This window comes from Chryseomicrobium aureum, from assembly GCF_016909155.1.
Classification (GTDB): Bacteria; Bacillota; Bacilli; order Bacillales_A; family Planococcaceae; genus Chryseomicrobium; species Chryseomicrobium aureum.
Genome location: NZ_JAFBFG010000016.1, coordinates 50,582 through 63,506 on the forward strand (window position 1 = coordinate 50,582; position 12,925 = coordinate 63,506).

14 protein-coding genes are annotated in these 12,925 nt (G+C 41.6%); 4 read left to right on the top strand and 10 right to left on the bottom strand.

Annotated features, from left to right (window positions below; genetic code table 11):
• Positions 1-112: 112 nt before the first annotated feature.
• Positions 113-349: an IDEAL domain-containing protein gene (locus JOD03_RS10730; RefSeq protein WP_204590984.1), complete on the bottom strand. Its 237-nt coding sequence runs from the start codon at positions 347-349 to the stop codon at positions 113-115.
• A 178-nt stretch (positions 350-527) separates the two neighbouring features.
• Here JOD03_RS10730 and JOD03_RS10735 point away from each other — a divergent pair, with 178 nt between their 5' ends.
• Positions 528-1,064, top strand: coding sequence for a competence protein ComK (locus JOD03_RS10735; protein WP_204590986.1), 537 nt, complete (start codon positions 528-530; stop codon positions 1,062-1,064).
• Here the strand turns inward: JOD03_RS10735 and JOD03_RS10740 are convergent.
• Together JOD03_RS10740 and JOD03_RS10745 are read right to left on the bottom strand one after the other, a co-directional pair.
• A complete protein-coding gene (locus tag JOD03_RS10740; RefSeq protein WP_204590988.1) occupies positions 1,043-1,399 on the bottom strand; it encodes a YhjD family protein in 357 nt (118 codons plus the stop codon). The genes JOD03_RS10735 and JOD03_RS10740 overlap by 22 nt on opposite strands.
• Positions 1,400-1,505: 106 nt before the next feature.
• Entirely contained in the window at positions 1,506-2,546 is a 1,041-nt protein-coding gene (locus tag JOD03_RS10745; protein WP_204590990.1) for a glycosyltransferase family 4 protein, read from the bottom strand.
• Between the two features lie 282 nt (positions 2,547-2,828).
• Between JOD03_RS10745 and JOD03_RS10750 the strand changes: the two genes are divergently transcribed.
• Complete coding sequence (locus tag JOD03_RS10750; RefSeq protein WP_204590993.1) at positions 2,829-3,803, top strand: proline dehydrogenase family protein; 975 nt, start codon at positions 2,829-2,831, stop codon at positions 3,801-3,803.
• 473 nt (positions 3,804-4,276) lie between these two features.
• Here JOD03_RS10750 and JOD03_RS10755 read toward each other — a convergent pair whose 3' ends face one another.
• The 7 genes from JOD03_RS10755 to JOD03_RS10785 form a co-directional block, all read right to left on the bottom strand.
• Positions 4,277-5,344 carry a branched-chain amino acid aminotransferase gene (locus tag JOD03_RS10755; protein WP_204590995.1) on the bottom strand — a complete coding sequence of 356 codons (1,068 nt, stop codon included), beginning with the start codon at positions 5,342-5,344 and terminating at the stop codon, positions 4,277-4,279.
• A gap of 142 nt (positions 5,345-5,486) precedes the next feature.
• Complete coding sequence (locus JOD03_RS10760; protein WP_239584951.1) at positions 5,487-6,296, bottom strand: DUF1206 domain-containing protein; 810 nt, start codon at positions 6,294-6,296, stop codon at positions 5,487-5,489.
• 106 nt (positions 6,297-6,402) lie between these two features.
• Complete coding sequence (locus tag JOD03_RS10765; protein WP_239584952.1) at positions 6,403-6,888, bottom strand: divergent PAP2 family protein; 486 nt, start codon at positions 6,886-6,888, stop codon at positions 6,403-6,405.
• Between the two features lie 105 nt (positions 6,889-6,993).
• Positions 6,994-7,596, bottom strand: a complete 603-nt coding sequence (locus JOD03_RS10770) for a PepSY domain-containing protein (RefSeq protein WP_204590997.1) — start codon at positions 7,594-7,596, stop codon at positions 6,994-6,996.
• Positions 7,597-8,578: 982 nt separating this feature from the next.
• Positions 8,579-9,163: a PepSY domain-containing protein gene (locus JOD03_RS10775; RefSeq protein WP_239584953.1), complete on the bottom strand. Its 585-nt coding sequence runs from the start codon at positions 9,161-9,163 to the stop codon at positions 8,579-8,581.
• Positions 9,164-9,231: 68 nt separating this feature from the next.
• On the bottom strand, positions 9,232-10,557 hold the full coding sequence (locus JOD03_RS10780; protein ID WP_204591001.1) for a sensor histidine kinase: 1,326 nt from the start codon (positions 10,555-10,557) through the stop codon (positions 9,232-9,234).
• Complete coding sequence (locus JOD03_RS10785) at positions 10,541-11,233, bottom strand: response regulator transcription factor (protein ID WP_204591003.1); 693 nt, start codon at positions 11,231-11,233, stop codon at positions 10,541-10,543. The genes JOD03_RS10780 and JOD03_RS10785 overlap by 17 nt, the downstream gene beginning before the upstream one ends.
• A gap of 219 nt (positions 11,234-11,452) precedes the next feature.
• Between JOD03_RS10785 and JOD03_RS10790 the strand changes: the two genes are divergently transcribed.
• Together JOD03_RS10790 and JOD03_RS10795 are read left to right on the top strand one after the other, a co-directional pair.
• Positions 11,453-12,097, top strand: coding sequence for a cobalamin B12-binding domain-containing protein (locus tag JOD03_RS10790; protein WP_204591005.1), 645 nt, complete (start codon positions 11,453-11,455; stop codon positions 12,095-12,097).
• On the top strand, positions 12,078-12,857 hold the full coding sequence (locus tag JOD03_RS10795) for an STAS domain-containing protein (RefSeq protein ID WP_204591007.1): 780 nt from the start codon (positions 12,078-12,080) through the stop codon (positions 12,855-12,857). Before JOD03_RS10790 ends, JOD03_RS10795 begins: the two co-directional genes overlap by 20 nt.
• Positions 12,858-12,925 lie beyond the last annotated feature (68 nt).

Genomic DNA, 12,925 nt, shown 5'->3' on the forward strand with positions numbered 1-12,925 from the left:
TTTACAAAGAGTTAAAAACGAACGTATGTTTTTATAGTAGACTTTCTATAGCGATTTCGCAATCATTTACTCTTTTTGAAAACACAAAAAAACTGCCAAGTCGGCAGTTTTTTCATTCGGCTTTATGTAGCTCATTGAGTTGACCCGTATACAGCATAAATTTCTCTTGATCCCCCGCGTCGAGCGCTTCATCGATTAGTAACTCGAGTCTCTCTAGAAGTTGCTCGCGGTGAATATGGTCTAAGAACATATCCAGATAGATTTCTTGTAGCAGCGCGGCCGATGTATTCTCTGTTCCCGTGTCTGACATAGCTTTTAGAAAATCTGTGTATGAATAGTACTTGTCCATAATATTCACCTCTTTTGATTTCTATTATAGCAAGACTTTCTTTTTTTGCAATAACTTTTTAGAAAATTCAAATTAAACAAACTACATTATTTATTTTAAATAATCAATCAATAGATATTGTCTAATTTCCAATTAACGGTATAATAGGAAGTATTCTAATGCGAAGGGGCTATACTATTTGAAAGCAAAACGAGTAGCTAAAGACACCTACTTAACTTTGGATACAGCCATGGTACGACCTGTATTCAATGAGTTTAGTATTCAGGCGGAAGTAGTCACGTTGAGTGGGACTTCTACCATTTTTGCAACAGATTGTTTTACATTAGTTCGAAACACGTGTGAGTTTTGTGGAAATACGATTGGGAAGGCAATTAAAGATTCTCATGAATTGGTGGGGCAATATCATAAAGTTCCGATTGTTATTGAAAATATTAAAGGTGAACCCTTTGTTCTTATTCCACTTATGTCGCCACGCTCTCCCTTGAACACTTGGATTTCTCTACATGCAATTGAAATGCATAAAAAATCTACAGTTGCTGCTGGCTTTACGGACATCCACTTCACAAATGGAAAAGTAATTACGGTGAATGCGTCCTTTTCTACATTGAACCGCCAACTGGTTTTAGCAAATGCAATCCGCAGTGGATTTTTAAAAAGATTAGAAAGCAGAGAACAGTTTTTCACACATCCTGTTCAGCTGACAACGCCTAAATAAGTTCTTACATATTCTTCAACTTGGTTGCGGAGTCGCACATTTAAGTAGCGTCTATGCTCTTCGTAACCTTGGTGATAGAAAATAAACTCCGTAAACAATTCATCACCTTTTCCACGCACTACTTTTACTCCTTCTTTTCGAATGATTTCATGAACTTCTTTCAACTCTTGTTGTACTTGTTTATCCGCACGTTCTAAAAGTTCTAGGTAGGGCCGAGGTAATTTAAAACCAGCCTTAGCAATTATTTCTCGATCTTTCGCAAATACAGTCATTACCATAGGCAAGTAAATCAGTTTTTCCAATTGATTGACCAGCTCTTCTGATCCTACTGGCATCTTCCTCACCCCTTAAATAGAACACTTGTTCTTATTTATCTATTTTACATCGAAAAATAAAAAAAGCAACTTCTAGATGAAATTTTTCATCAGAAGCTGCTCATTTTTATTTTGTAAATTTTAAAAGGTTTAAGATTGGACGATAATTCTTTCCAGCAAGACCAATGATTTCGACAAACAGTTCAATGATTACCAACATGACCGCTACCAGAAGAAGTGCTCCCCAGATTGTAGCTTGGGAGAAAATTAAAGCTGTCACACCAAAAAGTGCAGCAATTGAGTAAATGATTAAAACCGTCTGACGATGTGTGAATCCAACGTTAAGAAGGCAGTGATGCAAATGCGATTTATCCGCTGCTGAGAGCGGTTGTTTTTCGCGAAGCCTACGAATGATTGCAAAGAATGTGTCGGATACTGGTACACCGAGCATAATGATCGGGATGATCAAAGCGAACATCGTGACACCCTTAAATCCAAGAAGTGCAAATACGGAAATCATGTAGCCTAGGAATAAAGCTCCCGTGTCTCCCATAAAAATCCGTGCAGGATAGAAATTGAATACTAAGAATCCAAGAGTGCTCGCTGCAAGAATCGCTGTTGCACTAGCAACAAAAGGATTCCCAATAATAATTGCCATTGCAGACAAAGTGATGAGTGCAATAGTTGAAACTCCCGCCGCTAAGCCGTCTAAGCCATCAATTAAATTTACAGCATTTGTAATGGCAACAATCCATAGAATCGTAAGTGGAATAGAAAAGTAACCAAACTCAAGTGTTCCACCGAAAGGCAAGTTAATAAATTCAACTTGGATGTCACCAAAAACAACAATAACTGCTGCTGCTGAAAGTTGTCCTAAAATTTTTGCTTTCGCAGTAATTTCAAGCATGTCATCTAACATGCCGGTAATAATTATAATGGTTGCACCAATCAATAGTGCTTTATCAAATTCGCCATCTGGGCGGTAAACTAAATAAGTAAGTATAAATGATAAATAAATGGCAAGTCCACCAAGCCTTGGCATAATGCGTGCGTGAACTTTGCGGTAATTAGGACGATCCACAGCACCTATCCGATAAGCCAGACGCTTAACAAACGGTGTAAAAACAACGGATGCGACAAATGCCAAAACCAATGCATAGGCTAGCATGCCTTTCCTCCTCTTTCTTTAATCAATAAGATAATTATGAATTAATGTTAATAAATAGACGTATAGAATGTACTAGATGTTTCACATGTAATTAGCAAACTCCATGAAAGTATATAGGAAAGGGTTTTTATTGTCAAAAGACCGAATACTTACACTAAACTTTATATACTTAGTAATTCATTTTAAGTTTAATGATAGCCATCTTCCTAATTTTCAGAATCATCGTTTTCAATTGCGATATATGATATACTTTCTTTAATTTGAATAGATAGGGGAATCGCCATGTTAAGAGATTTTTTTATCGCTTTATCTGAAAACCAAACGTTAAATGCTGCAGCAAAACGCTACGGTTTAAAAATGGGCGCACAACACGTAGTAGCAGGTACTACAGTAGAAGAAACTATTGAAAGCATTAAGAAATTAAATGCAATGGGTATTTCAGCAACTGTAGACAATTTAGGTGAATTTGTTTTTGAACGTGAAGAAGCACTTGCTGCAAAAGCACAAATTTTAGAAGTGATTGATGCAATCAACGAACACCAAGTAGACGCACATATTTCTTTAAAGCCTTCACAACTTGGTCTAGATATTGATTATGATTTTGCATTAGAAAATCTTTATGAAATCGTCGAGCGTGCGAGCAAAACCGATATGTTTATCAACATCGACATGGAGTCCAATAAGCATCTTCAACCGTCGTTTGACATTTTAGATGAGCTATCAAAAGAATTCACAAATGTGGGTACTGTAATTCAAGCGTACTTCTTCCGTGCTGAAGAAGACATTCAAAAGTATAAAAACTTCCGTCTACGTATTGTAAAAGGTGCTTATAAAGAACCTGCTGAAGTTGCGTATCAGACGAAAGAAGAAATCGATGCGAACTATATCGAATTGATCGAGTATCACTTGTTACACGGCAAATTCACATCCATCGCGACACATGATCACAATGTCATCAATCATGTGAAACAGTTTGTAAAAGAGAACAACATCTCAACTGACAAATTTGAGTTCCAGATGCTTTACGGCTTCCGTACAGACATGCAAAAAGAATTAGCACAAGAAGGCTATAACTTCTGTGTGTATGTGCCGTTTGGTCAAGACTGGTACGGCTACTTCATGCGTCGTCTTGCAGAGCGTCCACAAAATATGAATCTCGTCGTGAAGCAAGTATTCACGAAAGACACGAACAAAATGATTGGGCTTGCAGCTGCTGCATTTGCAGTTGGGCGTCTATCGAAGCGTAAAAAGAAGTAAGAGTATTTTAGATGTGGAGCCGACTGTTCAGAAATTGTGCGAGAAGACAGCGTGGGCTGTGAAGCGTTCTTTGCTTCATAGACCGCGATGGCTTCTTGCGGGATTTCTAGGAGGCGCAACTCGATTCCAATAAGAAGTAGAAAACGCCACACGCGAGGTTAGTATTTCCTCATGTGTGGCTTTTTTTGAATGCTATGTTAGAAACGCTAAATGTGAGGACAGCAAGTTTGGATAAATTTATTTAGTTAGCAGAGCCTGGAAGTAAGGCCGTCATTTCCCGGGATATCAGAGTTTTACCGAGACCCGGCAACGAAGCTGAAAGTGCTCTTCTTTCAGCTTACGTGGGGAGGCTCGGTGAAACTCTCCCAGGAAATGGCGGTCTTGCTGTAGGGCTTCCTAATAAAAAGGTGACAGGCACCATTTGGAATCGACTTCCAAATGGTGCCTGTCACCTGTTCTTACCTGTTCTTTAATTAAAACTCAATCGTCCACCCAAATGGGTCTGGTTGTTCCCCTGTCTGAATTCCCGTCAATGTATCATAAAGCCGAGCAGACACTTCTCCTGTTTGGCCATTATTCACATAAAACAATTCATTCTGCCAACGGAACTCGCCAATTGGTGAAATCACCGCTGCTGTTCCCGTCCCCCATGCTTCTTCCAATTTACCTGTACGATGTGCATCCCGAACTTCTTCCATCGAAATACGCTTTTCAATCACAGGCACTTCCCAGTAGCGGAGGATATCGATGATGGACCGGCGCGTGATGCCATCTAAAATGCTTCCATTTAGAGCAGGCGTGTATACTTTTCCATCGATTTTGAAAAACACGTTCATGCTTCCTACTTCTTCGATATACTTTCGTTCGACTCCATCTAACCACATGACTTGAGCATAACCTTCTGCTGCGGCTGTTTCTTGGGCTTTTAAGCTCGCCGCATAATTTCCGGCTGTCTTCGCAGTTCCTGTACCGCCAGCTACGGCCCGTACATATTGATTCTCTACAAGAATTTTAACAGGAGCGATTCCTTCTTTATAATAAGAGCCCACTGGGGAAAGGATGATCATGAATTGGTACTTTTGTGAAGGTGCCACACCTAAATAGGCTTCCGTTGCGATCATGAAAGGACGAATATACAAACTCGTTCCTGGGGCTGTTGGAATCCACTCTTTCTCAAGTTGAAGGAGTTCCATCAACGCATCAAGCATTGCATCTGGGTCAACTGCCGGCATAGACATACGTGCACAAGACTCATTCATCCGTTCAAAGTTTAACCGCGGGCGGAACAATCGGATTTTGCCCGTAGAAGATTTGTACGCTTTTAATCCTTCGAAAACTGTCTGACCGTAATGAAGAACAATGGCAGAAGGGTCTAAAACAAGCGGCTGATAGGGCTGTATGCGGAAATCATGCCAGCCATGCCCCGCGCTGTAATCCGCAACAAACATATGGTCTGTAAATGTGCGACCGAAAATGAGTTGCTGATCCGGCACTTTTGCTTTTCTATCATGTGAGATTGACTTTTCTACTTGAACAACCATTCAACATACTCCCCTTCGACATTTTGCAATATCCTGCAATATATTATATGTTATTATACGCTCATTTCCAGAAAAGAAAAGCTATTTTTCGAAATTTCTCATAATAAAAGTCCCCTTCAGTAGAAGGAGACCCACTAATCTTTTATTGGCGACCGTAGTTCATACGCTCATAACGTCCACGAATAAATTGATAAATTCCATAAAGTATAAAGCCCGCTGCTACAATTGCGAGTAAGAACATGCCATAAGGTTGAGACGCCAACTCATCAAAGGCCCCTCCCACTCCTTTAGATTCATCAGGATTATGTGTCCATGCAGTACGTAAAAAGAAGAAACCGATCATCGCTAACACTAAACCTCGTGCAATCAGTCCGACTCTTCCTGCCTTTTCAGCAGCAGATTTCTCCTTTGCATCCATCTCATGCGTTTTTAGTTGTTCCATAAACTTGAGAAGTGCGCCACTTTGCAATTCGTAAAGCCCATAAAGCATAATAATGACCCCAACCAATCCTACGAGCCACACTCCAAATGGCTGCTCCATCAATCTAGCCGAAATCTCTTGTTCCGACTCTCCTCCACCTGAAGAGGATTTTTGTCGCATGGCAAGTAAAATTGCTCCGATTGCTAGATTTCCATAAATGATAGCACTCACTAAATAGCCAATGCGCTTTACAATCCCCTTGGCGTCCTTCCCTTCTCCCTGTGGGTCTTTGATTGCTTTAATCAAATTCCAAGCAATATACCCAAATAACCCAATTCCAATTATCCATAGCAATAGTCTTCCAAATGGCATAGTTGCAACTGACTCGACAGCTCCTGTAGTTCCTGTTGTTTCTCCACCGGTTCCAAAAGCTGCGAGAAGGGCGAGTATACCAATGATGATAAAGACGATTCCTTTTGTCATGTACCCGACTCGGCTAAAGCGCCGAATCCAAGGTTTAGTTTCTTCCATATGTAAGCCCTCCTCACCTGTTTGCTTACCTATTCCCATATAAACTAAAATAAGAAACCTAATTCTCAAAAAAGCCCGATTCATTCGTCATGAATCGAGCGAGCACTTATTTTCCTTCGATTTTTGCGGAAATAATTCCACAAACAGTACCAAGAAGGGCCCCAGCGGCAACCTCAACAGGTTGATGTCCTAAAAGCTCTTTTAGTTCTTTTTCACGTTCAATATATTCATAACTTGGAAACTCTCCTGAGATTTTAGAAAATTGGTCTTCCAAATCATTTACAAGTTGGGCAATCTCTCCTGTATGTCTCCGAATACCTTGTGCGTCGTACATAACAATGATCCCAAATGTGACGGATAATGCAGTTTCAGTGTGGCGAAACCCTTTATTCGCAGCTACATAGGAGGCAAGTGCAGAAACTCCTGCTGAGTGAGAGCTTGGCATCCCACCTGTCGAAATTGCCTTTTTCACGTCCCAATTACCTGTTACTTTTTTATGTGTTAATATCTTTAGTCCTTGTGCTAATCCAATCGCTCCAATCGCGGTTAAGATGCCACGATTCATTCGATAGTCTGGTTTTGGTGTTTTCATTCAAAGGCCTCCAGTTTTAAAATTCATTTTTCTTACTATACCCGACCTCCTCTAATGACTAAACGGTTTTCACACATAAAAAAAGAGGCGCATGGCCTCTTTTGATTAGTCGTCTAAATCGTCGTCATCTTCTGTATCCTTTTCGAACTTCAGAATTTCTCCTGTGAATGCATCGATATCAAATTCGTATTCTACATTTCCATCGCGTACTTCAATTTCGTAATAGTTATCATCGCGTTCAGCGCCTGTCACTGTTCCAGTCACTTCATTCAGTGCGATAGCAATTGCTTCTTCCATAGTTAGCGCATCTTCAGTATTCGCCACTTGAGCTGTTCCACCGGATTGCACAGAAGTGGATTGTGTTTGTGAACGATTGGAATCATCATCGTCACGGTCACGCTCAAAGTCAAAGACATCTCCACTCACCGCATCGATATCAAATTCATATTCGTATGTGCCATCTTTCATTTCAACATCAAAGTGAACACGTCGGTCATCTGAATCAAGTGAGATTTCTACAACTTCTCCTTCTACACGTTCGTTTGCGATTTTCAGTGCTTCTTCTTGCGTGATGTATTCGGCATTCGCTGGTTGTTGATTGACTGGAATGTAGTCAGCTAAGTCATCTCGATCATCGGCGAGTGCGACACCTCCTACGACTAATGCTCCTGTTGCGGCTGGGATAAGTAACCATTTGTTAAATTTCATTTTGTAACGCCTCCTCTTTTTTGGTTACTCTTATCATATCCAGTGAAGATGAGAGGTTTATGTGAAGAACATTAGAGTTTGATGAGAATCTTTAAAATGTGGAGCCGACTGTTTAGAAAATGGGTGCTGTAAGAAGTTGAGTTCCACTGCGGGGCTGCTTTCCGTGGGCGCTGCGTGAGCTTCCTCGTCGCATACTCCTGCGGGATCTCACGGCAGACTGTAATCCCACTGGAGTCAACCCCTCCATTCCACTCAACTTCTATTGGGTGCCTAGCACCTATTGGAGAACGATTGCAAATCCACTTTACTAAAATCGTCGTCCTAGATTGTGTGTGAATCCACACCAAATCGGGCCTTGCGTTAGCACAGCCCGGCAGTAATTATATGTGTTAGTGCAAAACAAATTGACATGATTACTAAATAGAGGCGGAGCCGACTCAAAGAAGTTGCAAGGAACTACTTCCTGCAAAGAAGCACTTGAACAAATTAGGTTCAGCTGGAGATGATTATGGAAGGACAAACTAAGAAGAATGGCGCTGGGGCCGCTCTATTTGAGCGGCCCCAGTCCTTTTCATTCTTAATTCTTCTTTAAAGTAATCTTCGGAAGATGAAGCTCATTTGTTGAAATAGCGTTCTACATATCTACTCGCAATCGAGTTGCTCTTTACTATATTTATCTGAGCCCGTAAGCCAGGACGTCATTTCCCGGGCTATCTGAGTTTTGCCGAGACCCGGCAACGAAGATGAAAGTGCTTTTCTTTCATCTTACGTGGGGAGGCTCGGTGAAACTCACCCAGGAAATGGCGTTCTGGGTGAAGGGCCGTCTATATTATAGCGACGTTCTCCACATCTTCTCGCAATCGAGTTCCGTACGCCAGAAACACACTCCGGAATCAGCCGCACCCGCAAAGGCTGAAGAGCGCCTTCACGGGCACGTCTGATTTCCTCGGAGTTTCTAGAGCGGCGTTCTGCACATCTAATACTAGTCATCCCAAACCACAGAAAGCACCTCACCTGTGATGGCATGAATTTGCACGGTGGCTTCTGGACCATCCTCGTCACCTTGGTCCGGTTGCTCAATCTCCACCAGATAATATCCGCCACTTTCAGACCGCTCGAAATCAACATCTTCTACAGTTCCTGAAACTTGTTGCAGAGCAATCTCCGAAACCTGTTCCTCTGTTAGACGTGTAGGGGCTTGTTCTACAGGCTCCTGTTCTTCTATTGGAGTTTCTTCAGGCTCTGGTTCAACTTGTTCCGGTTGTTGCTCTTCTTCTGATGACTCTGCTTGCTTTTGTTCGGTCTGCACTATTGATACGACTGTCCCGTAGCGTGCATTTGCTTCAATAGTGTAAAACCCATCATCTGTTTCTAGTTGCGCTCGGTAACTTTCACCCGAAAGTTCCAAGTTTGAAATAGTCCCACTGTACATACGTTCCAATTGTTCTTGAATCTCGGATCGGGTCATTGGTTCTTCGCCAGCTGTCGTGACCTGGAAGTAAAAGATGGAACCGATTAAAATAATGCCGGTGAGCAGTAAAGGAATAAACCAAGGTTTTTTTTGCATACTCGTCACTCCTTTCATTTAACTTTGTGACTACAGTATAAAACCTAAAGATTAAAATTTGCTGAGAACTACTTTTTATGAGTGAGATACACGGTTGTGCCAACATCTAATTTACTTTCTACTGTTATGTCTAGTTTCAACTGGTATGCCAGTTCTTTCGCAATTGCTAGTCCAATTCCGCTACCGCCTTTGGAACGTGTCCGAGCTTGATCGACACGGTAAAATCGGTCAAACAGATGTGGAATCGCTTCTTCCGGAATCCCTTCCCCTTCATCATGAATTCGGATTTGTCGACTATCTAGTTCGATGCGCACAGGATTTTCACTATATTTTTGTGCATTGTCAAGTAAAACAGTCAACAATTGGCGTAAACGTGCCACATCAGTCTCTAGGTAGACTTCTTTAGGGGCGGACACATGAATGGCACGAGAGTAAACGGATTGAAGTTGGTTGGCTAGTGTTTGCACTAGTGGAACGATATTCGCTTCTTTCAATTCAACATCTACAGATTGCTGACTTCTCGCTAGCTCTAAAAACTGTTCAATCATCAGCTTCATCCGCTCTGTTTCAGATGTAATAGCATCCAGTGATTCCGCTGTAACTTCAGGGTCCTCGGTTCCTCGTCTTTTCAAAAGGCTCGCATAACTTTCAATAATCGTGAGCGGAGTTTTCAATTCATGTGCTGCACTAGAAACAAAGTTTTCTTGTTTCAAATAATTTTCTTCCAACTTTTCCATCATGGCATTGAATTCTCGACTCATTTGAGCTGGCTCATCTTTGCGATTTTCTTCCACTTCCACGACTTGATAAGAACCTTGCTCCCGATTGGTCCTCATATGAGCAATCAATCGCTCAATCGGAGCCGTCACTTGCTTTCCAACTAAAAAGTTCGCAGTTACTAATAAAAGTGCACCTAAAAGAGTCACTAACACAAACGTTCTAAATAATAGCGCTAACGTATCATCTAAAGCACTTGTTTGCTGATGCAATTCAATCGTCACAATCTCTCCTGAGCCTAGTATGGCTGTCGTTGCCACACTGACTACTGAACCATTATCGTTTGTCGATCGTGTGTAGGGTTCTGTTTGGGAGATGGCAACCTCATAGTTGTAGAGCTCCTCTCTCGTTTCTATAGAAGAGAGAAGTTGTTCACCTTCTAAAACGCGGAGCGCCCCATTTTCAGGCACGAAGGCTCTTAAAATAGTTGGCAACTGTGCAGGATCTGTCACACTCGTAAATGCTGCCGCGACTTGCTGTACATCATTTCGAAGAGGAGTAGCAGCGTTGTCGTAGGAAAACTGTTCAAATAAAAAATAGGCAAGACTATTTACAATAAGTAAAGTCACAATGGCCAGCCCCGTCGAGAACAGCTGGATTTTAGCCTTTAGCTTCATGAGTCGACTCCTTCAACACATAGCCCACTCCTCGGACCGTTTGAATATACGTATGGTTCTCCATCTCAATTTTCTTTCGGACATAGCGCACATAGACATCCACGACATTCGTATCTCCGTAATAATCATATCCCCAAACCGCATCTAAAATTTGCTCGCGGGTCAACACAATGTTTGGATTTTTTACAAAGTATGCAAGCAATTCGAATTCACGAGGTGTCAGCTGAACAACTTGTCCTTCAACTTTTACTTCATGTCTCGCTTCATCTACAACTAGTCCACCAATTTGAACGCCTTGTTCTTTACTAGAAGACGCTCTTCTAAGTGCCGAACGGATACGTGCAAACACTTCTTCCATCTCAAATGGCTTCGTAATGTAATCCGTCGCTCCTAGGTCTAAGCCTTCCACCTTGTCTTTCACTGAACTTTTGGCAGTGACTAACAGCACCGGTGTCCATTCATCTGTAGCTCGAATACGTTTTAGCACTTCAAACCCGGTCATTTCGGGCAGCATGACATCTAGCAATACCAAATCAAACTGTTCATCACGAAATGAGAGTAACCCGTCCATTCCCGTGTGGGCAAGTTTGGTTCTGTACCCTTCATACTCTAATTCCAGTTGAAGCAACCGCGCTATCTTTAATTCATCTTCTACTATTAGAATTCGTTCACTCATAAGCTCACCCTCCACTTTTCATTATCGTATCAGAAAACCGAACAAATGGTGTGATTCGAACCCTCCTGCTTAGACACATACGTTATACAGTGGTAAACTGTAGGATACATAAAAGGATGGGGTTGGTTCTATGATACCTGATTGGAAAAAACAGCGTGAATTCTTGCAACGACACTTAGAGAACGACTCACAAGTAGCGAGAGAAAGGAGTTCGATCAATTGAACAAAATAGATCAGCTCGCCTCCTACTTGTTAGATGGAGACGAAGAACGCGCGATTCAGCTGGTCGAGAAAGAAATGAACCAAACATCTCGACAAGAAATGATGAATGATTTGCTAACGCCTGCGATGCAACACATAGGAAACTTGTGGGAGAACAATAAAATTACAGTAGCAGATGAACATCTCGCGACGGCTATCTGCGACTTTATTCTCTCCCGATTAGATATTCATTTAGCTCCTGTAGAGCGAAATGAAAAAACCGTCTTACTTATGGGCGTCCAAGATGAAGAACATTACATCGGACTCAAAATGGTAAGTAGCATTTTCAAACAATACGGATGGCGTGTACGCTATCTCGGTCCAAATATGCCTGAATCCCATGCCATCAAAGCCATCGAACGGTGGCAGCCAGATGTCATTGCGATTTCAGCGGCTCTTGTTCATCGCATTATGGCCATTCAGAGCTTAGTTCTCAAATTAAAAGAAGATTATCCTGATAGTGAAGTTGTCATTGGAGGAAGAATTACGCAACAAATCGATTTGCATACCCTTCTCCCTTCTTCCGTAACTATCATGGATTCTTTACCTTCATTAGAAAACTGGGTTAAGGAAGGTGGCCCGAGTGGCAAAAAGATTTCGTGATTTTTCCCTTCCAGCAGTAGTAGTAAACGAAGCATTAGAAGTACAAGATGCATCTGAAGAGTTCATTGCGGAATATGGCTGGCACCGCACCTTTTTAACTGTTGTGGATCCAGGAAGTCAATCGAAGGTCGCAAAATTTTTGAAGACACTAAAACGTGGCGAACCTTTAGAAATCAGTTTACACGCAAAAAATGGGCGTTTAAACTTCGTGGATCTCTTTGTAACTTGGAATCGTGAAGAGTGCGTATGCACAATCGTCCAAAAATCTTCCCAATATTCATTAGTAAGCTCTAAGCTAAGTGCATTACAAGCTGAACTTACGATACGAAATGAAGAATTAATCGAAGAAAAAGATCGTGTAGCTGGCTTATTAACAGACATGCAAAATTTGTCGGCTCCTGCCATTGTATTGAGAGAGGGTATCTCGCTTGTTCCTATCTTTGGTGCCATGGACTCTGATCAAATGGTCTCCATATTTCATCGATTATTAAACCATTTCATACAAGAAAATACGTCAATTGCTATTATCGATTTTACAGCTTCAGGAGAATTCGATTTGATCAACTGGCGCGGTGTTGATGAGTTCGTAAAATCCGCTCAAATCATGGGCGTTCAAATACTTGTCTCTGGTCTTCATCCAAAACAAGTAAAAGCTTTAAACGAGCTTGAAATTCAAACAACGGATGTGCAGTTTTTTGCAAAGCTTGCCTCTGCATTAGCGGCTATAGAAAAAGAGGCTGGGACAAAACCTAGACTCTAATTGAAAAAGCGCGCACCGCAGAAAATTCTGCGGTGCGCGCTTTTTGTGTACAAAAATAAGGACAACTT